Source organism: Candidatus Zixiibacteriota bacterium, assembly GCA_035574315.1.
Taxonomy (GTDB): domain Bacteria; phylum Desulfobacterota; class Binatia; order UBA9968; family UBA9968; genus DATLYW01.
This window is the reverse complement of sequence record DATLYW010000022.1, coordinates 17,337-42,132: the sequence shown is the minus strand read 5'-3', so window position 1 is coordinate 42,132 and position 24,796 is coordinate 17,337. Positions and strand designations below refer to the sequence as shown.

Below are 24,796 nucleotides of genomic sequence, written 5' to 3'. Positions count from 1 at the left end.
CTCTTCCTCCAGCTGCCGCAGCCGCCGGACATCGCTCACCTCCAACCCTCCGTATTTTGACTTCCAACGGTAAAAGGTCTGCTGCGTGATCCCGTGGCGCCGGCAGAGATCGGCGGTCTTTGCCCCCGCCTCGCCCTCCTTCAGGACCGCTATGATTTGCTCCTCACTAAACCGCTTGCCTCTCATCGCTGTCCTCCTTTCGCTCTGCTATATCCCAGGAGGACTCACTTTCAAAATGGCCCAGTTTTTGGGGGGCAGGTCAGTCGGACGAAAGCGTTGACTTGATAGTGACCGATCCGCCCTACGGCTACTCGTTCATGGGCAAGGATTGGGACACCTTCAACGAGATTGTGGAGCCGAAAGGCGCTTACCAAAACAACATGGGGTTTAAAAAACTTCCGAGGAACAAAGCCGGAAAAGGGTTCTTGGAATTCTTCACCCCCATTTACGCGGAATGTTTAAGAGTCCTAAAGCCCGGAGCTTTCGCTTTCGTGATGTCCGCTCCGCGCCAGGACACGTTAGGCAAACAAATCGTCGCGCTGCAGGAAGCGGGATTTCATACGGGATTCACCAGCATCTACTGGACCTACGCTTCGGGTTTCCCGAAGGCGCTGAACATCGGGAAGGCGGTGGACAAGAAACTTGGTCTTCGCGGGCGCGAGGGCCGCGACTTCAGAGCATCCGACAGGAACAGCCCGGCGATGAGGCCGACGATAAAGCCGAATGAGTATGCGCCTCCAAAGCTGATTTCTAACGAGGCCAAATCCCTCGCCGGCTCTTACGGCGGCTTCCAGCCCAAGCCGGCGGTGGAGGTGATCCTTGTCGCCATGAAGCCGCTCTCGGAGAAGACCTACGCGGATCAGGCGCTGAGAAACAGGAAGGGCGTCACCTGGCTGGATGATTGCCGGATACCGTACGAGAGCGAGCGAGATGTCGCCACCAACGGATGGGCCAAGACCGGCGCGGACGGCTCCGCCGGGTACAACGGCGAGAATGCGTTTCGGATACGCCCGATCTCGGCAGAGGAAATACAGGAACGATGCGTGATCAAAGGTCGCTTTCCGGCGAATCTCCTGGTGAGCGACGACGTGTTGAACGACGGGAGGATAACCAAGAGTTCGGCGTTCAAGTCTGCGACCACCAAAGGCAGGAGAAACGTTTACAAGCAGGGCGAGGGCGGCTTCGCGGACTATACCGGCGGAGGGTACTCGGACTCCGGCTCGTACTCCCGCTACTTTGACCTAGACAAATGGTGGGCCAGGACTTTTCCGTTCCTGATCGTCCCGAAAGCGAGCAAGAGGGAAAAGAACCGGGGCCTGGAAAGAATGCCTGAAGTCGTGAAAACGGGATTGCCGTTGAGAGACGGTTCTGGGAACTACATGGAGAACGAATTCGGAGACGGCACAAAGTCCATTCGCAACACCAAGATCAGAAATTTCCATCCGACCGTGAAGCCGGTGAAGTTGATGGCTTACCTTATAACTTTGGGCAGCAGGCCGGGAGACACGGTTTTGGACCCTTTCGTGGGATCGGGAACCACCTGCGTTGCCGCCAGGATGTTGGGCAGAAAATGCGTAGGCATAGAAAAAGAGCGCGAGTATGCGGAGATCGCGAAGGCGCGATTGAAAGCGCTCGGGCGATACGGAGGCTAAAAGTCGATTAACAGACTGAGGAGCTAAAGAGAAAAGCCAGAGCCGACAGTCCCGCCTCCCTGCGAGAGACGAAAGGCCCGGAGACGCGAAGAGCGTTTCGGGCCTTTCCTTTCGGTTCTCGGGGGAGGTCAAGGACAAGGTGAGGCAATGGGCGAACAGGATACTATGCGGAGATACGCTTAAAGTGCTGAAGACGTTTCCCGATGAGTGCGTGGACTGCATCGTCACTTCTCCGCCGTACTACGGCCTTCGGGATTACGGCGTGAGCGACCAAATCGGCTTGGAGCCGAGTTTTGGGGAGTACCTTGAGAGGATGCTCGCGGTCACCGCTGAGCTAAAAAGAGTTCTTAAAAGCACAGGAACGATGTGGTGGAACCACGGCGACAGTTATAACGGCAGCGGCAAAGCCGGCGGCAACAAGCACTATCTTAAAAAACACACCCAATTCGGGAAATTGGAAAAAGAAGAAAGATGCGGGAGGCCGACGTTCTTGAAAGAGATGCCGACGAAATCATTGATGCTTCAAAACTTCCGCTTGGCGCAAAGAATGATAGACGAGCAAGGGTGGTACTTGAGAAACGTCCTGATCTGGTGGAAGCCCAACTGCATGCCTTCTTCGGTCAGAGACAGGTTCACCGTGGACTACGAGCCGCTATTCTTCTTCACAAAATCGAAGAAGTATTGGTTTGAGCCGCAGTACGAGGCATTCGAGAGCAACGTTTATGACCGGGCGAGAATGGCAAAGGCCCGAACCGAATACGGCGGCAAGTGGGCGCAGGAAAGCGGAGGGGCCATCAAAACTCAGAGAGCCTTTGTTGCCGGGCATGCCCTGGGAAGAAACAAGCGCTGCGTCTGGCGCATCCCTACCAGGCCGTTTCCGGGAGCGCACTTCGCCGTCTTCCCGGAGGCGTTGGTGGAAACCCCGATAAAGGCGGGATGCCCTTGGATGATTTGCCGGAAGTGCGGGAAGGCGAGAGAGCCGATCATCAAGAGCCAGTTCAGACAACACAGCATAGGCGCGACTTCCGGCCGTTACTACAAGGAGAGAAATTTCAAAGGCGACAACACGGTATTAAATTCCAGCGTGACGGTCGGGTACACCGACTGCGGCTGCAAGGCCGGCTGGGAGCCGGGAATCGTTTTGGATCCCTTCATGGGCAGCGGGACCACGGCGTTTGTCGCTCAGAGACTAGGCCGAAGATGGATGGGCATAGAGTTAAACCCGAAATACATCAAAATTGCCGAACGGAGATTAGGTCAAGCGAGAGTAGTGAAAAATCTTAATCAGGAGGGAAATGAAATGATAGCGGCCTGCGGAGCTTAAGAGATGAATCGCGACTGGATCATGGACATGTACCGAAAAGTCAAAGAACACCGTGATCGGGAACTTGGCCGGATCATTGCGATCCTTGGGCCGAAGGCAAACAGTGACCCCGAGATCCGGGAGGCCTTGCGGCTCCTTGAATTCTGGATGAGAGATGAAGACGGTTCCAATGAATTTCCGGCCGCAAAAGACGCGGGGACAAGCGAATCTCAATTTGATAGGAAGCGAGCCTAATGAGTTACCTCGACACAATTCAGTCAATAAAGAAAGCTGCGCTCTATATCAGGGTCAGCACCGACATGCAGGCAGAGAAATTTTCTCTGCCTGCACAGGAAAAGCTCACGCAGGAACTGGCCTCCAAGCATGGCTGGAAAGTCGTGAAGATTTACCGCGACGAAGGGTATTCCGGGAGCTGGATCGAGAAGCGGCCCCAGTTCTTGAGCCTGCTCAAGGATGCAGCAGCAAAGAGATTTGACGCGGTCTTGGTCACTGATTTTGACCGGCTGGCGCGGCCGGATAATCTGAAGGACCTCGGCCGTATCCAAGAGGTCTTCATTGAGCACAACGTAAAGATCGTCACGTTGTCTGAGGTGATTGACCTCTCCGACGACGATCAGTGGTTCGTCTCCTCCCTTTTGGGCATCGTCGCTGCAAAGGAGAAGAAGAAAATCATCTCGCGGATGAAGCGAGGCATCGAGGCGAAAAAGGAGGCAGGATGGTTTTACGGCGGCATTCCTCCCTCCGGCTATCAATGGGATGGGGAAGGAAAACTTGTTTTGCGGGAAGCGAGGGAAGTCCACAGCGGAAAGAAAAAAGGACAAAGGTACGTCTGCTACGACTGGCGGACGGTCAGGGAGTTCTTCGATCTCTTCCTCTACGAGGACTTGAGCCTTAAAGAGATCTGCGGCCGCCACCGGATGCACTTTCACAGCCTCACCGGCATCCTGGACCGGGCCTGGTTCTACGCCGGATTTATCCTCAAGACCCAGAGCCGGCAGGAGCGGACGCGGCTGAAGCGGAAACCACGGGAACCCTTGGCCAAAGGCAACCATCCGCCGATTATCTCCCCAGAGGAGGCCGAGCAAGTCCTGGAGAAGCGCCGGGGAACCTTAGTCGCCTACCGCAACACCAGGCTCAAGTTCCCGTCCTCGGGGCTAATCAGGTGCGGAGAGTGCGGAAGTCCGATGTACGTCTACCGGAGCATCAAAAGGCCGAAGCGGAAGCCCTGGCGCACCTATCACTATTACGTCTGCCAGACCAGGCATGGCGCGCAACGCTGGTTTTCGCGGAAAAAAGGAATAGAGCTTAACCGCTGCCCTATGCCCTTCGTGAGGGCCGACCATGTGGAGAAAGCTGTTTGGGATGTCTTGGAGAACTTTCTCGTTTCCCCCAAAGTGGTTCTGGAGCGCCTGGGAGAAGCCAACGAGCAGAAGGCCCTTTTGGAAAAAGAGCTAAAAGGCATAGAGCAAAGCCTTGCCGAGATCGCAAGGAGAAGATCAAACCTCATTGACCTCTATCAGTACGGGAAATTCAAGCTCGCCGAGATTGACGCAAAGGTGGAGGAACTGGAGGCTTCGGAGGCCGCCTTTGAGCGAAGGCGAAGGGAATACCTGGAGGACATCGAGGCGTACCGGAAGAGAAAGCTTGACCCGGATAGCCTTTATCAAGCCTTGGCCCAGATTGAGGAGATTTTACGCTTTTCCGGCCAGGAGCACCGCCGCGAAATCGTGCGGACGCTTTGCCGGCGAATTACGGCGAAAAGAGACGGGGACCTTGAGGTCTCCGTCTCCCTTCCCCAGGATCGGGAGATCGCCCGGCTTTCTGCGCGGACCTTGGCAAGAGGCGGAGAGGTATATCTAAATTCTCTGCAATGGGACCCCGTTGTGGGCGAGCGACACCTCTCCGGGCTTCGGCACCGTGCCGCCGCCCACCAGCCCGGCGTCGGAGATCGTGTGATGCGGCGCGCGGAACGGGCGGGTGGCGACGATCGGCTGCCCGTTGAGCGTTCCCATGACGCTGTGGATCTTGGTGGTCTCCAGCGCCTCGGCGAGCGTGAGGTCGGGCAGGATCGTCGGCAGCCGCTTGGCGAGCATCGTCTTTCCCGATCCCGGCGGACCGACCAGGAGCACGTTGTGGGCGCCGGCGGCGGCCACCTCCAGGGCGCGCTTGACGTGCTGCTGTCCCTTCACGTCATTGAAATCCATGCCGTACCGGGAATGGCGGCTGAACAGCTCGTCGAGGTTCACGCGCGTCGGCTCGATCGTGCGCTCGCCGTTCAGGAACTCGATCACCTGCGGCAGGCTCTGCACACCCAGCACCTCGATGCCGCCGACCACGGCTGCCTCGCGCGCGTTGGCCTCGGGCAGCAGGATGCCCTTGAATCCCTCCCTGCACGCGGCCATGGCGAAGGGCAGCGCGCCGCGGATCGTTTTGACGGCGCCGTCCAGGGACAGCTCTCCGAGGAGCATGTAATCGCTCAGGAGCTTCTTGTCGATCAGCTCCTCGGCCGCCAGGATGCCCACGGCCATCGGCAGGTCGTAGGCGGACCCTTCCTTTTTGATGTCGGCGGGCGCGAGGTTGATCGTGATGCGCTTGGCGGGAAAGGTGTAACCGCAGTTCTTGACCGCGGCGCGGATGCGGTCCTTGCTTTCCTTGACCGCCCCTTCGGGGAGACCCACCGTGGCGAGCTGAGGCAGGCCCGAAGAGAGATCGATTTCGACTTCGACTCGCAGCGCGTCGATCCCGAACAGGGCCGCGCTGTTGACCTTCGCCAGCATAAGCCCGGATGCGCGCGCAGGCTAACAGAGCTTGCGGCGAATGACAAGTCGAATTTTGCGGCTGCCGGGACGGGCTAGAACCTGTCTTTCTTGAAGGATTTGAGGGACGACGGCCGGTCGCGCAAGGCATCGTCCTTGGTCACCCGGTCGAAGACGTGAATGCCGCGGTTGTGGAGGAGCGTGGGCAGCCCGACCGCCCGGCGCGCTCCCGCGGAACAGATCGAGCAGCGCCGCAGCGGAGGCTCGCTCAGCTTCTGGATCGCCTCGAAGCGATGGCCGTTGTCGCACTCGTACTCGTAGAGCGGCATCGACGACTTTTTAGCACAGCCACGGCGGCGCCTCAACGAAGGTCCGGGGCTCAGCGGCGCGAATCGGCGTCGAGCGGAGACGGCGCGGCCCCGGCAGGGGAAGCCGAAGGGGCGGCGGGCTCGGCCCACGGCAGCGTGACGCGAAAAACGGAGCCGCGGCCGACCTCGCTTTCGGCGACGATCTCGCCGCCGAGCAGCTCGACGAACTTCCTGGCGATGTAGAGGCCGAGGCCGAGCCCCCCGTGGTCCCGCGTGGCGCTGCTGTCGGCCTGGCGGAACTTCTCGAAGATGAACGGCATCACCTCCGGCGCGATGCCGACGCCGCTGTCGGCGATCTCGAAGCAAACGGCCCGCCGGTCGGGACGGTATCTCGCCGAAACCGTGATCGCGCCCTCGGGAGTGAACTTGACCGCGTTATCGATCAGATGCTGCAGGCTCTGCTTGATCTTGTAGCCGTCGCCGAGCGCTACCGGCAGGTTCGGGGCGATGGACCATACGATCGCCGCTCCGGCCGCCGTCCTCTCGCCGTAGGCGTTTCGGAGGTCGTTCGCGAGCCGGTTCAGGTCGACGGGCTCGCGCGCCACGGACATCGTCCCCGATTCCAGCATCGTGGCCTCGAGGATGCTTTGGATCATCGCGAGGAGCTTTTCCGACCCTTCCTTGATGACGTGGATCGCCTTGAGCTGCTCGGGGCGCGGGTCGCCGAGGGAGCTTTCCAGCAGAGTCGCGTAACCGAGAATCACGCTGAGCGGCGTGCGCAGCTCGTGCGAGATCACGCCCAGGAACTGATCCTTGACCTGATTGGATTTCTTCAGCTCGATCGCCTGCTTTTTCGTCTGCTCGTAGAGCCGGGAGTTGTACATGGCGAGGGCTCCCTGGCCGGCGAGCGTGGCGAACAGCTCGATCTCTTCGGGAGTGAACTCGTGCCGACTTCGAGTATAGAGTCCGATGGTGCCGAGCACCTGCCCCTGCGCGATCAGGGGCACGCCGAGGTAGGAGACGAACCCCTGGTCGACGAAGAACCGGCAGTCGCGCGCGTCCGGATCCGTTCGGATGTCTCGGATCACCACCGGGGCTCTCGCCGCGCGCACGCTTTCGTTGAGAGCCCGGCACCCGGCCTCGCCGGCTGCCCGCCAGGCGTCCTCGTCCAGGTTGCGGCACGCCGCGGGCTCGAGGGAGCCGGTCACCGGGTCGCAAAGCCGCACCGTGTAAGCCGCGGGAATCGGGAGAAACAGCTCGATCTTTCCCATGAGAATGTCGAGCACCTTGCGCAGCTCCAAGGTCTCGGCGATCGCGGCGTCGATCTCGTGGAGCGCCCGGATTCGCTCGAAATTCCGCTTGCTCTGCTCGTACAGGCGCGCGTTCTCGATGGCGGTGCCGATCTGCGCGCCGATCGTCGAGAGCAGCCGGACCTCGCGATCGTCGAACGCCCGCGCCCGTTTCGAGTAGACCTGGAGGACGCCGAGGGGCCGCCCTTTCACCGAAATGGGAACGCCGGCCAGAGCGGCGAAGCCCCACCGGCGGGCTCTTTGAGCGTGGTGGCCGGCGTCCCGATCGATATCGCCGTAGATCACGGCCTTGTTTTCGGCGAAGATCGCGCCGATGATCCCCTCGCCCGGACGATAGCTTTCGATCTCGTGAAGCTCGTCTCCCGGCAGCCCCAGGTGGGCGGCCAGGCGAAGCACCTTGCCGCGCTCGTCCGCCACGTACAGACACCCCGCGTCGACACGGAGGGCGGCGGTAGTTGCGCGAAGCGCCGCGGCCGAGACCGAATCGAGATCGAGAGAGCGGGTCACGGTCTCGGTCACCGTGAAAAGGGTCTGAAGGTCCCTGTTGCGCCGGCGGACCTGATCGAGCAGCCGGCGGTTCTCCAGCGCGATGCCCATCTGGCGCGCGATCGCGAGAAGTTGCTCGGTCTTTTCCGGGCAAAAAAAGCCTCTGGTGCGGCTGTACAGTTGAATCACGCCGAGGATGTCGGCGCCGACCTTGAGCGGAAGGAAAACGCAGCTCGAAAAACCCAAGGAAAGCTGCCTCTTGCGCTGGAGCCGGGGCTCGGCGGCCACATCCGGACAGACGATCGGCGCGCCCGATCTCAACACTTCATCGGTGACGACCAGACCCCCCTCGGCGTCTCTGTTTTCGAGCCAGGCTCGATCGAGCCCTATGGCCGCGGGGGAATAAAAGGCCCGTCGCGCGTGGTCCCATAACCGGATCAAGCCGGCGTCGGCGGCTGTCGTCTCGACCAGGCGCGAGAGGATGGCATACAGCGTCTTGTCGAAAGAGTCGGCCGGTTTCAGGGGAGCGATCGCGGCGTAGAGGGAGGAGATTTCTGCAGTGCGCTTCGCGACCTTTGCTTCCAGGCTCCGGCGCGATTCCTTGAGCGCCGCCGCCATCTGGTTGAACCTGTCCGCCAGGCGCTCGATCTCGTCCCCGGTCCGGATTTCGAGGCTGTGGTCGAGGTCGCCGCCTGCGATACGGTCCACCCCTTCCTCCAGCCGCGAAAGAGAGCCGGCGATGCGCCAGCTGAAGGTCGCGCTGGCGAGGAACATGGCGACGATCGCGAGCGTGAGCACCAGAGCCCCGAAGCTCTTGAGTTTTCCGAGATCGGCGTGGGCGCCTTCGAGCGGCGCCTCCACGACCACGCGCCAGCGGGCCAGCGGAACGGTGGCGAAGGTGCTGAGCATCTGGCGGCCCGATGGCTGGGTCGTGACCTCGGCGGCGCCGTCGACAAACGCTCCCGGGGTCGTCACGCCGCTGGCGTCGCGGGACTTCGGCGGAGGGCTGCCGCGAGAGGCGATCAACGTTCCGTCCCGGCTGAGGACGTAGAGCGAGCCCGGGCGGCCGATGCCGAGGAGCGAGACGCCGTCCAGGAGGCCTTTCAGGCCGACTTCGGCAATGAGCGCGCCGCGGATCTCCTGGGATCCGGCCTTGACGGGGACCGCAAGCGTAAGAAAAGGCTCGGCCGCGCTTCCGTAATGAACGGGTCCGACGTGGGTCTCGCCGCGCATCGCCTCGCGAAACCCCGGGGTGTCGAGATACGAGGCCGGGGCCTCGGCCGAACCGGGCGGACGCTGTGGAGCTCGGAGGAGCTCCTTCCCGCCGGCATCCACAAGCGTCACTTGGCGCACGGCCGGCGACAGCTCGAAAAGGCGCCGGAGAGACTTCGCCGCGGCGGCGGGGTCTTCCGAGAAGCTTCCGATCTGGGTGGCGGCCCTGAGCTCGAGGATGCGCCGTTCGATGAAGTCGGCGATGCGGTCGGCCGCGCGCCGCGCCGTCTCTATCTGCTCCTGCGCGACGGTCGCGCGCAGGGTGGGCTCGATCCGCATCGACCAGAAAGCGGCTGCGATCAGGGCGAGGCCGCCCAGGATCAGGACCAGCAGACGAAACAGCTTCCAGTGGATTTTTCCCGTCGTGAGCAAAGGCGGCCTCGGGCTCGGCGGGTATTCATGACCCGTTCGAGCAATGGATGTACCATTCGAGCATGCCATGAGATTTCAATGAATCAGGGGCCTTACGGCGGGCTTTCGCGGACCCGACAGTCGTCCGGCTCCCGAGCGCGGAGGCTTATTGTCCGGTGCGGGCAAAATTTGGATAGCGCTCGGGCATCCTCGGCCCGCGGAAAACTCCCCTGATTCGGCGGCGGAAGATCGGCGCCGGGGCCGCCTCCTTCTTGTGCTGGAAAAGCATTCCTGTTATAAGATTCTATGTTTGCGTTGAAATCGTCGGGCATTCCAAAACCCAGGCCGCGGTCTGGGTTTTTTTTTAGCGTTGCCCGGAGGTGAGCGATGTTCGAGCAGGAAGTCTTACCGGTCGGTCTCACTTTTGACGATGTGCTGCTGATTCCCGCCGAGTCGTCGGTGGTTCCCCGCGACATCGACGTCTCGACCAGGCTGACCGAGCGCATCGCGCTCAACGTGCCGCTGGTGAGCGCGGCCATGGACACGGTGACCGAGTCCCGGACCGCGATCGCGATGGCCCAGGAAGGCGGCATCGGGATCATCCACCGGAACCTGACCGTGCGGGCTCAGGCCGCCGAGGTCGAAAAGGTAAAGAAGTTCGAAAGCGGCATGATCTCCGACCCGATCACGGTGGCCCCGGACCAAAAGATCTCCGAAGCCAAGGACATCATGAGCAGGTACGGGATTTCCGGCCTGCCGGTGACCAAGAACGGGCGCCTGGTCGGCATTCTGACCAATCGAGATCTCCGGTTCGAAAAAAAACTCGACCGGCCGGTCTCGGAGGTGATGACGAAGGACAACCTGGTGACGGCAAAGCCGGGGGTCGGGCTCGACGAGGCCAAGGAGATCCTGCACCAGCACCGCATAGAGAAGCTGCTGGTCGTCGACGACAATTTTCAGCTGAAAGGGCTGATTACGGTTAAGGACATCGAGAAGAAGATTCAATATCCGAACGCCTGCAAGGACGAGCGGGGGCGGCTGCGGGTCGGCGCCGCCGTGGGCGTCGGTCCCGACTGGGAGGAGCGGGTCGAAGCGCTGGTACGAGCCGGCGCGGATCTGATCGCAGTCGATACGGCGCACGGGCACTCGAAAAACGTCCTCGATGTCGTCGGCCAGATCCGGCGCCGCTATCCCGACCTGGATCTCGCGGCCGGCAACGTCGCGACCGAGGAGGGCGCGCTCGCGTTGATCCGCGCCGGGGTCAACGCCGTCAAGGTGGGCGTGGGGCCGGGCTCGATCTGCACGACGCGCGTGGTTTCGGGCGTCGGCGTGCCGCAGATCACCGCGATCGGGAGCTGCGCCAAAGTCGCCGCGCGCCACAACATCCCGATCATCGCCGACGGCGGCATCAAGTACTCCGGGGACATCACCAAGGCCCTTGCGGCGGGCGCTCATTCGGTGATGATCGGCAGCCTGTTCGCCGGAACCGAGGAAAGCCCGGGAGAGACGATCCTCTACCAGGGCCGGACTTACAAGGTCTATCGCGGCATGGGATCGCTCGGGGCGATGGGGCAGGGGAGCAAGGACCGCTACGGCCAGGCGGACGTCGAGGAGCCGATGAAGCTCGTTCCCGAAGGGATCGAAGGGCAGGTGCCTTACCGCGGCTCGCTTTCCTTCAACGTCCACCAGCTCGTGGGCGGTCTGCGGGCCGGCATGGGCTATCTCGGCTGCCCCGACATTCCCACGCTGAGGGCGAAAGCGCGCTTCATCCAGATCACGGCGGCCGGCCTGCGCGAAGGGCACGTCCACGACGTTTTCATCACCAAGGAAGCCCCCAACTACAGAGTCGAATGATCCTGGTTCTGGATTTCGGGTCGCAGTACACCCAGCTGATCGCGCGCCGCATTCGGGAAGCCCGGGTCTACTGCGAGATCCATCCCTTCAATCTGCCTCTGGAGAAAATCAAGGAGCTCGCTCCGGAGGGCATCATCCTTTCGGGAGGCCCGGCCAGCGTCTATCAGGAAAACGCGCCGAAGATCAGCGCGGACGTGCTCGGACTTTCCGTCCCGGTGCTCGGCATCTGCTACGGCATGGGGATGCTGAACCTGCTCGCGGGCGGGGAGGTCGCCCGGGCCGACCGCCGGGAGTACGGGCCGGCGGACGTCACCATCGACGACAACGCCGATCTTTTCAGGGGCTTTGAGCGCCGCGAGACGATCGGGGTCTGGATGAGCCACGGCGATCGGATGCTTTCGATTCCCCCCGGCTGGACGGTGCTCGCCCACAGCGCCAATTCTCCGATCGCGGCGTTCGCCGATCCGGGCCGCCGGCTCTTCGGAGTGCAGTTCCATCCGGAGGTCGCCCACACGCCCCGCGGGCGGGACATCCTGGCCAACTTCGTCTTTCGCATCTGCGGCTGCAAGCCGACCTGGACGATGGGGAGCTTCGTCGAGACCGCGATCCGCAGGGTTCGCGAGCAGGTGGGCGACGGCCGCGTGCTTTGCGCGCTCAGCGGCGGCGTCGACTCTTCGGTGGTCGCCACGCTCGTCCACCGCGCCATCGGCGACCGCCTGATCTGCGTGTTCGTGAACAACGGTCTGCTCCGCCAGAACGAGGCGGAGCAAGTGTGCGCGCTGTTCCGCGAGCGCTTCGGCGCCGCGTTTCGCTACGTCGACGCGAGCTCGCGTTTCCTGGCGGCGCTGCGGGGCGTCGAGGATCCGGAAATGAAGCGCAAGATCATCGGCCGGGTCTTCATCGAGGTGTTCGAGGAAGAGGCGCGCAGGCTGGGCGAGGTCGCTTTCCTGGCGCAGGGGACCCTCTACCCCGACGTGATCGAGTCGGTTTCGTTCGTCGGCCCGTCCGTGACGATCAAGAGCCACCACAACGTGGGCGGGCTGCCGGAAAATATGCGGATGAAGCTGGTGGAGCCGCTGCGCGAGCTGTTCAAGGACGAGGTGCGCGAGGCGGGAAGAGAGCTGGGGCTGCCCCGCGAGTGGATCCAACGCCAGCCGTTCCCCGGGCCGGGCCTGGCGATCCGCGTGCTGGGGGAGGTGACCGAGGAGCGCCTGGCGGTTTTGCGCCGGGCGGACGCCGTCGTCCTGGAGGAGATCCGCGCCGCGGGTCTCTACGAGAAGGTGTGGCAGTCGTTCGCGGTGCTGCTGCCGATCCGCACCGTCGGGGTGATGGGCGACGAGCGCAGCTACGAGAACGTGATCGCGCTGCGGGTCGTCGACAGCCTCGACGGCATGACCGCCAACTGGACGGCGCTGCCGGCCGAGCTGCTCGCCAGGATTTCCAACCGCATCATCAACGAGGTCCGCGGCGTCAACCGCGTCGTCTACGACATCTCCTCCAAGCCGCCGGCCACGATCGAATGGGAGTAGGCGGGAAGGCTTTCGCGACCTCGCCGCTTCCGGCGAGAAGCGGCGCGTCGCGCGGCAAAATATTTGTCGCGCGGAAACGTTTGTGCTAAGGGTGGGGCGGTTGCATGGAACATTCCCGTTTCGTTCACCTTCACTGCCATACCGAATACAGCCTGCTGGACGGTGCCAACAAGGTCGATCGGCTCTGCGAGCGGATCAAGGCGCTGAAGCAGCCGGCGGTCGCCATGACCGACCACGGCAACATGTTCGGCGCGGTCGAGTTCTACCGCGAGGCGGTCCGCCACGGCATCAAGCCGATCATCGGCTGCGAGATCTACGTGGCGCCGACGAGCCGCTTCGAGCGCAAGGGCGTCGACCGGGGCCCGAAGGAGTACAACAACCACCTGATTCTCCTGGCGATGAACCGGGAGGGCTACCGAAACCTCTGCAAGCTCGTCTCGCTCGGCTACATGGAGGGCTTCTACTACAAGCCGAGGATCGACAAGGAGCTGCTCCGGGAGCTGAACGGCGGGTTGATCGCCCTCAGCGCCTGCCTCCAGGGAGAGGTCTCGCAGGCGCTTTCCGCCGGAAACTTCGAGCGGGCCAAGGCCGCCGCCGAGCAGTACCTGGCGATGTTCGGGGACCGCTATTACATCGAGCTGCAGGACAACAAGCTCCCCGAGCAGGAAAAGGTGAACCGGCTGCTGATCGAGCTGGCCGAGGAGCTCTCGATCCCGACCGTGGCGACCAACGACTGCCACTACGGGGAGCGCGAGGACTTTCACGCCCATGACGTTCTGCTCTGCGTGCAGACCGGGAAGACGATCAACGACGAGAACCGGCTGAAGCTCGAGACCGACGAGCTCTACCTCAAGTCCGAAGAGGAGATGAAGCGGGGTTTCGCCCACTGTCCGGAGGCGGTGGAGCGGACGCTGGAGATCGCGGACCGGTGCAACGTCGAGATCGAGTTCGGCAAGTACCACTTTCCGACCTACACGCCGCCGAAGGACGTCAGCCTGGACGACTATCTCGACGAGCTGGCGCGCGCGGGGCTGGAGGAAAGGCTCGAGGGGGTCACGGACCCCGGGACGCGCAAGACCTATTACGACCGGCTGGAGTACGAGCTGGACGTCATCAAGCGGATGCAGTTCCCCGGCTATTTCCTGGTCGTGGCCGACTTCATCAACTACGCCAAGCAGAACGGCATCCCCGTCGGGCCGGGCCGCGGCTCGTCGGCCGGCAGCCTGGTGGCCTACGCCCTGAAAATCACCGACCTCGACCCGATCCGCCACGTCCTGCTCTTCGAGCGCTTCTTGAACCCCGAGCGGCGCTCGATGCCCGACATCGACGTCGACTTCTGCATCCGCGGCCGCGCCCGGGTCATCCAGTACGTCAAGGACAAATACGGCTCCGACCGCGTGGCGCAGATCGCGACCTTCGGAACGCTCAAGGCCAAGGCGGCGATCAAGGACGTCGGCCGGGCCCTGGGCTTTTCCTTCGCCGAGACCGACGCGATCGCCAAGCTCATCCCGGCGCCGAAGCAGGGCTTCGACTACCCGCTCGCCGAGTCGATCAAGATGGAGCCGCGCCTGCAGGAGCTGATCAAGACCGATCCGCGGGTCAAGACCCTGATCGACCACGCGCTCCGGCTGGAAGGGCTCACGCGCCACGCCTCGACGCACGCCGCGGGAGTCGTGCTGTCGAACCTCCCGCTGGTCGATCATCTGCCGCTCTTCGTCGACAAGGAAGGCGGCATCGTGACGCAGTTCGACATGGGCAGCGTCGAGAAGATCGGTCTGGTGAAGTTCGATTTTCTCGGCCTCAAGACGCTGACCCTGATCCACGATTGCGTGAAGCTGATCGAGCGGACGCGCGGGGAGAAGGTCGACCCGGCCAGGCTCCCGCTGGACGACAAGAAAACCTATCGGCTCCTGTGCAACGGCAACACCACCGGCGTCTTCCAGCTCGAAAGCACGGGCATCCGGGAGATGACGGTCAAGATCCGCCCCAACTGCTTCGAGGACCTCGTCGCGATCCTGGCGCTCTACCGCCCCGGGCCGCTCGACAGCGGCATGGCCGAGGAGTACATCAAGCGGAAGCACGGCCGGGAAAAGATCAAGTACCTCCACCCGCTGCTCGAGCCGATCCTGAAGGACACCTACGGAGTCATCGTCTACCAGGAGCAGGTGATGCAGATCGCCCAGGTGCTGGCGGGCTACAGCATGGGCGACGCGGACATCCTGCGCCGCGCGATGGGGAAGAAGGATCCCGAGGAGATGGCGGCGCAGCGCGAGCGCTTCGTGGAGGGGGCGAAGAGGAAAAACATCGGCGCCGAGAAGGCAGCGGAGATCTTCGACCAGATGGAGACCTTCGCGCGTTACGGCTTCAACAAGTCGCATTCCGCGGCCTACGCGCTGGTCTCCTACCAGACCGCCTACCTGAAGGCCCATTTCCCGGTGGAGTTCATGGCCGCGCTGATGACCTCCGAGATGGACGACACGGACAAGGTCATCAAGAACCTCGCGGAGTGCCGGGAGCGCGGCATCGAGGTGCTCGCCCCCGACATCAACGAGAGCCGCGCCGACTTCACCCCGGTCGGGGACAAGATCCGCTTCGGCCTGGCGGCGGTGAAAAACGTGGGCGAGAAGGCGGTCGAGGTGATCCTCGAGAGCCGCGACGAGGCGGGACCGTTCGAGTCGTTGTTCGACTTCTGCCGGCGGGTGGACCTGACCGCGGTCAACCGCCGGGTGATCGAAAGCCTGATCAAGTGCGGCGCTTTCGACTCCACGGGGGTGTCGCGGGCGCGCATGACGGCGGCGCTGGACGAGGCGCTGCGGGCCGGCCAGGCCCACCAGCGCGACAGCGCGAGCAACCAGATCGACATCTTCCAGATGCTCGGGAGCCCGGGCCGCACGGCCAGGAGGACCCCGGACCACTACCCCCAGGCCGAGGAGTGGTCGCCCCAGCAGTCGCTCGCTTTCGAGAAGGAGGCCCTGGGTTTCTACATCAGCGGCCACCCTCTGGACAAGTACGAGCGCGTGATCAAAAGGCTCACCAGCGGCACCCTGGCCGCGTTAAGGGAAAAGCCCTCTCCCGGCGACGTCCGGGTGGCGGGCGTGATCTCGGCGTTGAAGCTCAAGAACACGAAAAAGGGCGAGCGCTACGGGACCTTTAACTTGGAAGACAAAACCGGTTATATTGAAGTTATCGCCTGGCCGGACGTCTACCGGAAGGTGGCCGAGATCCTGGCCTCGGACGACCCGATTTACGTGCGGGGCAGGCTCGAAGCCGGAGAAGAAAGGGTCCAGATCATCGCCAACGAAATCAGCCCCCTGGCCGACGCGGCCAAAGCGGCGCGCAACGGCAACGAGCGCTCCCGCCGCAACGGCGAGCGCGTGCACCTCTATTTTCGGGAGAACGAAGTCGCTCCCGAGGAGCTGGTGAGCCTGCGGGAGGCGCTGCTGGACTACCCCGGCCCGTGCAACGTGCTGCTCCATGTCATGGCTCCGGACGCCGGCGAGACCGTGATCGAGCTGTCCGATCAGATGCGGGTCGCGTGGACGCCCGAGCTGGAGGCCGCGGTCGGCCGGCTCTTCGGAACCAGGGTGAGCCTTCAGATCTCGCAGTCTTGAACCGGCGCAATTCCAACCACCATCGAAAAGAGCGGGCGATCCTGGTCGGGGTCGAGCTGCCTTCGGCTCCGGGAAGAATCCCTCTCGGCGACAGTCTGGACGAGCTCGAGCGGCTCGCGGAGACCGCCGGGGCCGAAGTGCTGGAGAAGACTTCCCAGCAGTTGAGAAGCGTCACCCCCGCGACCCTGATCGGCCGCGGCAAGGTGGAGGAGATCCAGCTCAAGGTGAAGCGGCAGGGCGCCGATCTCGTGATCGTCGACGAGGATCTCACGCCGGCGCAGCAGCGCAACCTCGAAGCGGCCCTGGCGACTCGCGTGGTGGACCGGAGCCAGCTCATCCTCGACATCTTCGCCCAGCGCGCCCGCAGCAACGAGGGCAAGCTCCAGGTCGAGCTGGCGCAACTGCAGTATCTCCTGCCGCGCCTGACGCGGCAGTGGCTGCACCTTTCGCGGCTCGGCGGCGGCATCGGCACCCGCGGCCCGGGCGAGACGCAGCTGGAGGTGGACCGCCGGCGGATCCGCGAGCGGATCGCGCATCTCAAACGCCGCCTGCGCCGGGTCGAGCGGACGCGGGGGCTGCAGCGCAGGGAGCGCGACGAGGTCCCCTTCGCGACTGTGGCGCTGGTGGGCTATACGAACGCCGGGAAGTCCACTTTGATGAACGCCCTCACGCGCGCCGGCGTGACCGTCGAGGACAGGCTGTTCGCCACGCTCGATCCCACGATCCGCGCCTTGCGGCTGCCGAACCGCGACAAGGTGATGCTCGTCGACACGGTCGGCTTCATCAACAAGATCCCTCATTCGCTCATCGAGGCGTTCAAGAGCACGCTCGAGGAGGTCGCCCGGGCCGACCTGCTGCTCCACCTCGTCGACATGGCGAGCCCCCTGTTCGAAGAGCAGATCGAGATCGTCGAGAAGGTGCTCGAGGAGATCGGCGCGGGCGCGATCCCGGCGATCCTGGTGCCGAACAAGATCGATCTCTTCCCGGAGCTTCCCCTGCGGTCGTTCCGGAACAGCCGGGCCCGTGAGGTCTGCCCCATATCGGCGCTGACAGGCCGCGGCGTCGAAGGGTTGCTGGAGCGGATCGGGGCGATCCTGGACGAGGGCAAGGAGACGTTCCACGGCTGCTTCAGCGCGGCGCAGGGCGCGCTGGTCGCGATGATCCGGGAGCGCGGCCGGATCATCGAAGAGCGCTACGAGGGCGATCGCCTCCACCTGACGGCGCTCGTCACACCGAAGCTGGCCGGTCAAATGAGGAAGATGCTCGCGCGGAACGGAGATGCCGCCGCGGCCCGGGGATTCGATGCTCAATCTCCCTAACTTCCTCACGCTGGTACGGATCCTGACGATCCCCGTCTTTCTCGTCCTGCTCTCGTCGCGCAGTTACGGCGCCGCGCTGGCGGTCTTCGTGATCGGCGGCGTGACCGATTTTCTCGACGGCCTCAGCGCGCGCTGGATGGGGCAGGAGACCGCGCTGGGCGCGCACCTGGATCCGCTGGCGGACAAGCTCCTGATGATCAGCTCTTTCCTGATGCTGGCGCTCGAGGGGGCGATCCCGCCGTGGCTTGCGGTCCTGGTTCTCAGCCGCGATGTTTTCATTTTGACCGGGTATGGTATGCTGTGTCTGCTGCTCGACGAGCGGCCGCACGTTCAGCCGACGGCGGCGGGCAAGTGCAGCACCGCGTTACAGCTGCTGACGGTGGGCGTGGTCCTCCTGCTGCTTTACGACCCGCAAAGCATCGACCCGTTGTGGCGCGACATCGTCGTGGTCGCCACCGCCGTGGCGACGGTGTGGTCGGGGTTGCAGTATCTCTACCGGGGATTGGTGTGGTTGCAGAACAGAGCCTCGGCGCTGAGGCGACCGGGTTGACAGCCTTGCGAGAAATTGATAGGAAAATCGCTTGTTTGCATCTTTCTGCCCAAGCCAGGGCAGGCGCCGACGCTGATCGATGAAGGCTCGACAACGATTGTCTCTTCACTCCTTTCAGGCACGTAGCTCAGTGGGAGAGCGCTTCCTTGACACGGAAGAGGTCGGCAGTTCAATCCTGCCCGTGCCTACCATCCTATTATAGTACCCGCATGGAGAACATTCGTATCCGGTTGCCCGGCGGGAAAACCGTCGACGTCCGCCGCGGCACGACCATCGGCGAGCTCGCCGTCTCCTGCGAGGCCGGAAAAGACGTGATCGCCGCCAGGCTCGACGGCAAGGCCGTGGACCTGAGCCGGCCTCTCACCGAGGACGGCACGGTCGAGTGGATCTCGGTGGACAGCCCCGAGGGGCTCGACATCCTGCGCCACTCAACCGCGCACCTCATGGCGCAGGCGGTGCAGAGCCTGTTTCCCGGAACCCAGGTGACCATCGGCCCGACGATCGAGGACGGCTTTTACTACGACTTCAAGCGCGACCGGGCGTTCACTCCCGAAGAGCTAGAGCGCATCGAGGCCCGCATGAAGGAGCTGGTCGAGCAGGACCTCCCCGTCCGGCGGGAGGAAATGTCGCGCCAGCAGGCGATCGAGCTGTTTCGCTCGATGGGAGAGGCCTACAAAGTCGAGATCCTCGAGGGAATCCCCGACGAGACGGTCTCGCTTTACCGGCAGGGGGACTGGGTGGATTTGTGCCGCGGCCCTCACGTGCCGTCGACCGGAGCGCTGCGGGCGTTCAAGCTCACCGGAGTCGCCGGCGCCTACTGGCGCGGGGACGAGCGCAACGAGATGCTCCAGCGCATCTACGGGACGGCGTGGCCGACCCGGCAGGCGCTGAAGGAGCACCTGCAGCTGCTCGAGGAGGCGAAAAAACGGGATCACCGACGGCTCGGGCGCGAGCTCGATCTCTTCAGCTTTCACCCGGTCGCGCCGGCAAGCCCGTTTTTCCACCCGAAAGGGGCTGTGGTCTACAACGAGCTGATCGCTTACGTCCGCCGGCTCTACCGCCGCTACGGCTACGAAGAGGTGATCACGCCGCAGATCCTCGACGTCGAGCTGTGGCGCCGCTCCGGGCATTACGATCACTACCGCGAGAACATGTATTTCACCCGCGTCGACGACCGCGAGTTCGGCGTGAAGCCGATGAACTGCCCGGGCCACACGCTGATCTATGCCTCGAAGAAGCGCTCGTACCGCGACCTGCCGCTCAGGATCGCGGACTTTGGCCGGCTGCACCGCTACGAACGCTCCGGCGTGACCGCGGGGCTCACCCGGGTGCGCTCTTTCTCGCAGGACGACGCGCACATTTTCTGCGCGCCCGAACAGATCGAGGACGAAATCGGCGGGTTGATTACGATGCTGCGGGAGGTTTACCGTACCTTCCGGTTCGGCGACATGGAGGTGCGGCTCTCCACCCGCCCGAAGGACTTTCTCGGCGATCCGGCCGTATGGGACCGCGCCGAGGAGGTCCTCGGCCAGGCGCTGCGGAAGCAGTCGATCGAGTACCGGAGCAGCCCCGGCGAGGGAGCGTTCTACGGTCCGAAGATCGATTTCGTGGTGCTCGACGCGCTGCGCCGGGGGTGGCAGCTGGCCACCGTGCAGCTCGATTTCTTTCTGCCGGAGCGTTTCGGTCTCACCTACGTCTCGGCCTCCGGAAGCGAGGAGCGGCCGGTGATGATCCATCGGGCGCTGCTGGGGTCGATCGAGCGGTTCATGGGGATTTTGATCGAGCACTGCGGCGGCGCTTTTCCGCTGTGGCTCGCCCCGGTGCAGGTGAGGGTTCTGACCGTTACCGACCACCACAAGCAATATGCTAAAAGCGTTTTCGCGGAGCTGCGGGACCGCGGCTGGCGGGTGGAGCTGGACGACCGCAACGAAAAGCTCGGATACAAGATCCGCGAGGCGCAGCTCGCCAAGATTCCCTATGCCGCGATCATCGGGGACAAGGAGGTTCAAGCCCGGACCCTGACCCTTCGCCGCAGGGGCGGGGAGAATCTGGCGCCGATGTCGGTGGCGGATTTCGTGGGGATGCTGGAGTCGGAGGTGGCGCGGGAGCTGGGCTGACCGGTGGAGCCGGAACCGGTCCTTTGACCACGGAGGTGGCTTATCGCTAGAGACGCGAGAATCAATCAGCAAATACGCGCGCGCGAGGTGCGCGTCATCGGTCCCAAGGGGGAGCAGCTCGGCGTCATGCCGCTGCACGAGGCGCTCAAGCAGGTGGAACAGCTGGGCCTCGACCTGGTGGAGGTGGCTCCCGATGCCCAGCCGCCGGTCTGCCGGATCATGGACTACGGGAAGTTCCGCTACGAGCAGAAAAAGAAGTCCCACGGTCCGAAAAAGCATTCCGTCGTCGAGATCAAGGAAGTCAAGATGGGATCGCGGACCGATCCGCACGACGTGCTGCACAAGGTGCGAAGCATCCGCCAGTTCATCGAGCGGGGCCAGCGGGTGAAGGTCTCGGTGTTCTTCCGCGGGCGCGAGATCACGCACCCGGAGCTGGGCAGGCAGATGCTCAGCGGAGTGGTGAAGCAGCTCCAGGACATCGCCAAGGTCGACATCGAGCCGCGCCTCGAGGGACGGAGCATGGCGATGCTGCTGACGCCCAAGTAATTCAGACTCAACGCGAAAAGACGGGAGCAATCATGCCGAAGATGAAGACGAATCGGGCCGCCGCCAAGCGGTTCAAGCTGACCGGTACGGGAAAGATCAAGCGGAACAAGGCATTCCGACGCCATCTGCTGTCTTCCAAAGGGAAGAAACGCAAGCGGAACCTGCGCCGGGCCGCCACCGTCGCGGCGAGCGAGGCCAAGAACATTCGCAAGCTGATCCCTTACAAATAGAGGAAAGGAGCAGTCGAAGTGCCACGAGCAAAAGGCGGGAGCAAATCCCGTCACAGACGAAAGAAAATCATGAAGCTGGCCAAGGGGTACGTGGGCGGACGAGGACGCCTGTACCGCTCGGCCCGGGAAACCGTGGAGCGTTCGCTCGCGTTCGCCTACCGCGACCGGCGCGTCAAGAAGAGGAACTTCCGGGGGCTGTGGATCACCCGCATCGGCGCGGCGGCCCGCCTGAACGGCCTGTCGTACAGCCAGCTGCTGAAGGGGCTGAAGCAGGCCGGCATCGAGTTGAACCGCAAGATGCTCGCGGAGCTGGCGGTCGCCGACCAGGCCGCGTTCGGCCAGCTCGCGGAGCGCGCGAAATCCCATTTGAGCGCCTAGGGCCTTTTCCCGCTTCGATGGACGACTCCATAGAAAGGCTCCAGAGCGAGGTCCTGGAGCGGCTCGGTCGTTGCGAGTCGGAAGCCGACGTCGACGCGCTGCGGGTGGAGATCCTCGGCCGCAAGGGGCGGCTCACCTCGCTCCTGCGCGGCCTCAAGGATCTGCCGCCCGAGGAGCGGCCGCAGGCGGGCGATCGCCTCAACCGCGCGCGCCGGCTGCTCGAGGAGCGCATCGAGGAGCGCCTCGAGGCGATCAGGGCCGAGGCCAAGGAGCGCAGCCTGAAGAGCGAGGCGATCGACGTCACGCTCCCCGGAACCCGCTGGCGGCGCGGATGCGTCCACCCGCTGACCGCCGTCATGGAGGAGATCGCCTCGGTTTTTCACGGCATGGGATTCGAGATCGCGTGCGGTCCGGACATCGAGGAGGACTACTACAATTTCGAGGCGCTCAACATTCCGCAGGACCATCCGGCGCGCGACATGCAGGATACTTTTTTCGTCTCCGCCGGGCGGCTGCTCAGGACGCACACCTCGCCGGTTCAGATCCGGACGATGGAGAAGCGGCGTCCGCCCTTGCAGGTGATCGTTCCCGGGGCCGTCTACCGCCACGACGACGACGCCACCCATTCGCCGATGTTCCATCAGGTCGAGGGCTTCATGGTGGACCGCGGCGTCGCTTTTTCCGACCTCAAGGGCGTGCTCACGCACTTCCTGCAGCGGATCTTCAGCGCCGAGACCGGCGTGCGCTTTCGGCCGAGCTTCTTTCCCTTTACCGAGCCGAGCGCGGAGATCGACATCCGCTGCCTCCTGTGCGGCGGAAGCGGCGCCGCAGAGGGTGGCCAGGGCTGCCGGGTTTGCAAGGGCACGGGCTGGCTCGAGATTCTCGGCGCGGGCATGATCGATCCCCAGGTCTTCGCGTTCGTGGGTTACGACTGGAACGAGGTCTCGGGATTCGCCTTCGGGATGGGAGTGGAGCGGATCGCGATGCTCAAGTACGGGATCGACGATATCCGCCTTTTTTTCCAGAACGACTTGAGATTCCTCCGGCAGTTCGGCTGACGGACCCGGCCGGCGACGGCCGGGACGGGCCGCCCGCTTCCCTTTCCATGAAGTTCACGTTCAATTGGCTCAAAGAGTTCGCAACCTTCGACGCTTCGCCGCGTCAGCTCGCGGACCGGCTCACGATGGCGGGACTCGAGGTCGAGGCGATCGCTCCTCTGCGCGAGCCGGAAAGCGGTCGCGAGGACTGGTTGATCGAGGTGAACGTCACGCCGAACCGCGGCGACTGCCTGAGCGTGTTCGGGTTGGCGCGCGAAGTCGCCGCGCTCACCGGCGGGAGGCTCAAGGCGCAAAAGCCGCTTCGCGTCCGCGCGCTCCGGGAGCTGGGCGGGGTTTCCGTTTCGGTGCAGGATCCTGAAGGATGCCCGCGCTACAGCGGCAAGGTGATCGAGGGAGTCCGTGTCGGCGTCGCGCCTCCGTGGATGCGGTTTCGCCTGGAGGCGTGCGGCATTCGCGCCATCAACAACGTGGTTGACGTCACCAACTACGTCATGCTGGAGACCGGCCAGCCGCTGCACGCTTTCGACCTGGATCGGCTGGACGAGCGCAGGATCGTCGTGCGCCGGGCCGGCGCCGCCGGCGAATTCGTCACCCTTGACGGAATCGAGCGGAGACTCGCCCCGGACGACCTGCTGATCTGCGACGGCGATCGGCCGGTGGCGCTGGCCGGGATCATGGGAGGGTTGTCGTCCGAGGTGGTGGGCGGGACGCGCCGGGTTTTTCTCGAGAGCGCCAACTTCGACCCGGTCACGATCCGACGCACGGCAAAGCGGCTCGGGCTGCACAGCGAAGCGTCCCACCGCTTCGAGCGCGGCGTCGATCCCGAGGGGACGGTCCGCGCGGCGGAGCGCGCGGCGGAGCTCATCGCCGAGCTGGCCGGCGGCTCTCCTCTGCCGGGCGCGCTCGACCACTATCCGCGGCCGGCCAGAAACCGGGTCGTCAGGCTGCGCGAGGAGCGCGCCGCCGGGCTCCTGGGGGTGCGCGTGCCGGCGCGGACGATCACGAAGATCCTCGGCTCGCTGGGATTGCGGACCGCGCGCAAAGGGGGCTCGAGCCTGAGCGTGACGGTTCCGACGTGGCGGCCCGACCTCACGCGCGAGGCCGACTTGATCGAAGAGATCGCCCGGCTGTACGGCTACGACCGGATTCCGACCACGCTGCCCGCCCTGCATCCGGCGCAAAACGGAGCCGGCGACGGCCGGGGTTGGGAGCGCAGGATCCGGGCGCTGCTCTCGGGCGCGGGGCTCACCGAGGTGATCAACCTCCCGTTCACGAGCGAACGGATGAACGAGATCTTTCCCGGCCTGTGGCCGGAGGGGACGGCCCCGGTCACGGTGCTCAATCCGCTGGTGAAGGAGCAGCCGCAAATGCGCTTCAGTCTGATACCGGGGCTGATCGAGAATCTGAGGCTGAATCTGGCCCACAAGGCGCGCAGCTTCTCGGCCTTTCACATCGGCAAGGTTTTCGGGCTGGGCCCGGAAGGCAGGAGCGAAGAGCGGCAGCGGATCGCGGGATTGCTGTACGGGCCGCGCGAGCGCGCCGGCCTGCGCATCGGCGAAGAAGTGCCGCTGGGCTTTCTCGACTGCAAAGGCCTGGTCGAGGAGGTTCTCGACCTGCTGCGCCTCCGCGAGCGCGTTTCGTGGGCGCCCTGCAGGGTTGCCAGCCTTCATCCCGGCCGCACCGCGGAGCTGGCGCTCGAGGAGGTCCGGCTGGGCATCGTCGGACAGAGCCATCCGGAGATCTGCGACGAGCTGGACGTGCCGCCGTTCCTGGCTTTTGAACTTGACTTCGAAGGTCTGGTTCAGTATGCTCCGCGCCAAATCAAAGCTCGTTCGCTGCCGCGCTTCCCGGCCGTGGAGCGCGATTTTGCACTGCTCCTGGATCAGTCGTTTCCGTCCGAGCGGATCGCTCGCTGGATCAAGGATCTCGGCGAGCCGCTGATCGAGCATGTCGAAGTCTTCGACGAATACCGGGGCCCGAACATCCCTCAGGGCAAGAAAAGTCTCGCGTACAAGGTCTCGTATCGAGCGGCTGACCGGACCCTGACCGACGCCGAGGTGAACGAGTTGCACCGGGAGCTGGTTCATCGTATAGGCGAGGTGTTCGACGCGCAGCAAAGATGAGGAATTCGACCAGGAGGAAAGA

At 63.8% G+C, this 24,796-nt stretch carries 19 protein-coding genes and 1 tRNA gene; 15 read left to right on the top strand and 5 right to left on the bottom strand.

The window, feature by feature from the left end; translation table 11 throughout:
* Nucleotides 1-186 (bottom strand): transposase (locus VNN77_06965; GenBank protein ID HXG51125.1); only part of this gene is annotated, 186 nt, incomplete at its 3' end.
* Nucleotides 187-287: 101 nt separating this feature from the next.
* Here VNN77_06965 and VNN77_06960 point away from each other — a divergent pair.
* The 3 genes from VNN77_06960 (at nt 288) to VNN77_06950 (ending at nt 3,210) form a co-directional block, all read left to right on the top strand.
* Nucleotides 288-1,652 carry a site-specific DNA-methyltransferase gene (locus VNN77_06960; GenBank protein ID HXG51124.1) on the top strand — a complete coding sequence of 455 codons (1,365 nt, stop codon included), beginning with the start codon at nt 288-290 and terminating at the stop codon, nt 1,650-1,652.
* A 184-nt stretch (nt 1,653-1,836) separates the two neighbouring features.
* Nucleotides 1,837-2,976 carry a site-specific DNA-methyltransferase gene (locus VNN77_06955; protein ID HXG51123.1) on the top strand — a complete coding sequence of 380 codons (1,140 nt, stop codon included), beginning with the start codon at nt 1,837-1,839 and terminating at the stop codon, nt 2,974-2,976.
* Nucleotides 2,977-2,979: 3 nt separating this feature from the next.
* Nucleotides 2,980-3,210, top strand: a complete 231-nt coding sequence (locus VNN77_06950; GenBank protein ID HXG51122.1) for a hypothetical protein — start codon at nt 2,980-2,982, stop codon at nt 3,208-3,210.
* A 23-nt stretch (nt 3,211-3,233) separates the two neighbouring features.
* Here VNN77_06950 and VNN77_06945 read toward each other — a convergent pair whose 3' ends face one another.
* From VNN77_06945 to VNN77_06930, 4 genes are all read right to left on the bottom strand, one after another.
* A complete protein-coding gene (locus VNN77_06945; GenBank protein HXG51121.1) occupies nt 3,234-4,028 on the bottom strand; it encodes a hypothetical protein in 795 nt (264 codons plus the stop codon).
* Nucleotides 4,029-4,832: 804 nt separating this feature from the next.
* Nucleotides 4,833-5,753 carry a YifB family Mg chelatase-like AAA ATPase gene (locus VNN77_06940; protein HXG51120.1) on the bottom strand — a complete coding sequence of 307 codons (921 nt, stop codon included), beginning with the start codon at nt 5,751-5,753 and terminating at the stop codon, nt 4,833-4,835.
* Nucleotides 5,754-5,827: 74 nt separating this feature from the next.
* The gene (locus VNN77_06935) at nt 5,828-6,061 is read right to left on the bottom strand and encodes a zinc ribbon domain-containing protein (protein HXG51119.1); all 234 of its coding nucleotides are present in this window, start codon (nt 6,059-6,061) and stop codon (nt 5,828-5,830) included.
* Between the two features lie 50 nt (nt 6,062-6,111).
* Nucleotides 6,112-9,480, bottom strand: coding sequence for a GAF domain-containing protein (locus tag VNN77_06930; GenBank protein HXG51118.1), 3,369 nt, complete (start codon nt 9,478-9,480; stop codon nt 6,112-6,114).
* A 366-nt stretch (nt 9,481-9,846) separates the two neighbouring features.
* Between VNN77_06930 and guaB the strand changes: the two genes are divergently transcribed.
* From guaB to pheT, 12 genes are all read left to right on the top strand, one after another.
* The gene (guaB, locus tag VNN77_06925) at nt 9,847-11,313 is read left to right on the top strand and encodes an IMP dehydrogenase (GenBank protein HXG51117.1); all 1,467 of its coding nucleotides are present in this window, start codon (nt 9,847-9,849) and stop codon (nt 11,311-11,313) included.
* Complete coding sequence (guaA, locus tag VNN77_06920) at nt 11,310-12,842, top strand: glutamine-hydrolyzing GMP synthase (protein HXG51116.1); 1,533 nt, start codon at nt 11,310-11,312, stop codon at nt 12,840-12,842. Before guaB ends, guaA begins: the two co-directional genes overlap by 4 nt.
* A 104-nt stretch (nt 12,843-12,946) precedes the next feature.
* The gene (gene dnaE, locus VNN77_06915; GenBank protein HXG51115.1) at nt 12,947-16,453 is read left to right on the top strand and encodes a DNA polymerase III subunit alpha; all 3,507 of its coding nucleotides are present in this window, start codon (nt 12,947-12,949) and stop codon (nt 16,451-16,453) included.
* Nucleotides 16,450-17,772, top strand: a complete 1,323-nt coding sequence (hflX, locus tag VNN77_06910; protein HXG51114.1) for a GTPase HflX — start codon at nt 16,450-16,452, stop codon at nt 17,770-17,772. The genes dnaE and hflX overlap by 4 nt, the downstream gene beginning before the upstream one ends.
* Nucleotides 17,756-18,322: a CDP-diacylglycerol--glycerol-3-phosphate 3-phosphatidyltransferase gene (gene pgsA, locus VNN77_06905; GenBank protein ID HXG51113.1), complete on the top strand. Its 567-nt coding sequence runs from the start codon at nt 17,756-17,758 to the stop codon at nt 18,320-18,322. Before hflX ends, pgsA begins: the two co-directional genes overlap by 17 nt.
* Nucleotides 18,323-18,438: 116 nt before the next feature.
* Nucleotides 18,439-18,513, top strand: a tRNA-Val gene (locus VNN77_06900).
* A gap of 18 nt (nt 18,514-18,531) precedes the next feature.
* Nucleotides 18,532-20,439 (top strand): threonine--tRNA ligase, encoded by a 1,908-nt coding sequence (gene thrS / locus VNN77_06895; GenBank protein ID HXG51112.1) that lies wholly within the window; start codon nt 18,532-18,534, stop codon nt 20,437-20,439.
* Nucleotides 20,440-20,481: 42 nt separating this feature from the next.
* Nucleotides 20,482-20,985: a translation initiation factor IF-3 gene (gene infC, locus VNN77_06890; GenBank protein ID HXG51111.1), complete on the top strand. Its 504-nt coding sequence runs from the start codon at nt 20,482-20,484 to the stop codon at nt 20,983-20,985.
* A 32-nt stretch (nt 20,986-21,017) separates the two neighbouring features.
* Nucleotides 21,018-21,215, top strand: coding sequence for a 50S ribosomal protein L35 (gene rpmI / locus VNN77_06885; GenBank protein HXG51110.1), 198 nt, complete (start codon nt 21,018-21,020; stop codon nt 21,213-21,215).
* 18 nt (nt 21,216-21,233) lie between these two features.
* The gene (gene rplT / locus VNN77_06880) at nt 21,234-21,593 is read left to right on the top strand and encodes a 50S ribosomal protein L20 (GenBank protein ID HXG51109.1); all 360 of its coding nucleotides are present in this window, start codon (nt 21,234-21,236) and stop codon (nt 21,591-21,593) included.
* A 17-nt stretch (nt 21,594-21,610) separates the two neighbouring features.
* Nucleotides 21,611-22,651 (top strand): phenylalanine--tRNA ligase subunit alpha, encoded by a 1,041-nt coding sequence (locus tag VNN77_06875; protein HXG51108.1) that lies wholly within the window; start codon nt 21,611-21,613, stop codon nt 22,649-22,651.
* Nucleotides 22,652-22,698: 47 nt separating this feature from the next.
* Nucleotides 22,699-24,774 carry a phenylalanine--tRNA ligase subunit beta gene (pheT, locus tag VNN77_06870; GenBank protein ID HXG51107.1) on the top strand — a complete coding sequence of 692 codons (2,076 nt, stop codon included), beginning with the start codon at nt 22,699-22,701 and terminating at the stop codon, nt 24,772-24,774.
* Nucleotides 24,775-24,796: the final 22 nt, after the last annotated feature.